Annotated in this window: 2 protein-coding genes; one reads left to right on the forward strand and one right to left on the reverse strand. The window is 30.0% G+C overall.

What is annotated here, in order from left to right:
- On the reverse strand, positions 1–195 hold a 195-nt coding region (locus N9I19_RS25060), incomplete at its 3' end, for a winged helix-turn-helix transcriptional regulator (RefSeq protein WP_317779379.1).
- 123 nt (positions 196–318) lie between these two features.
- Between N9I19_RS25060 and N9I19_RS25065 the strand changes: the two genes are divergently transcribed.
- Positions 319–536, forward strand: a 218-nt coding sequence (locus N9I19_RS25065) for a nitroreductase family protein (protein WP_317779380.1), incomplete at its 3' end; no start/stop codon positions are given.

Below are 536 nucleotides of genomic sequence, written 5' to 3' on the forward strand. Positions count from 1 at the left end.
TTCTCTTCGTACAAGTCCATCTCTTTCTAATTGTTTCAATTGATCTGTTAAGACTTTTTGTGTAATTCCAGGTATTAATTCGTAAAACTCTTTTGTCCTTACTGATTTTTGGCTCAAGAAAAAGAGTATTAAACATTTCCATTTTCCACCTGCAATGTTCATAAAAATGTTGATTCCAGTATTATAGTTAACCATGTGCTGTCCCTCCTGAATAGGCACTTAAAAGTGGCTATACCACATTTTTGTGCGTTATTTTCTCATTTATTATTGCTTACTATAATTAAAGGAGCAATAAATAAAAATTTCGGAGTTGATAAAATGAGTGTAAAAAATATCTTGGAAAAAAGACGATCAGTTAGACATTATGATTCAAGTTATAAAATAAATTCAGAAATTCTAACCTCATTAATTGAAAGTGCAAGTAAGTCACCTAACGGGAATAATATTCAAGCAACTCGATACTTAATTATTGATGAACCAGACTTAAAAAATTTATTGCTACCTATAGCTTTTAATCAACATCAAGTGGTAGAAGC

The sequence above is a fragment of the Peribacillus sp. CSMR9 genome (genome assembly GCF_033141925.1).
Lineage (GTDB): Bacteria > Bacillota > Bacilli > Bacillales > DSM-1321 > Peribacillus > Peribacillus simplex_A.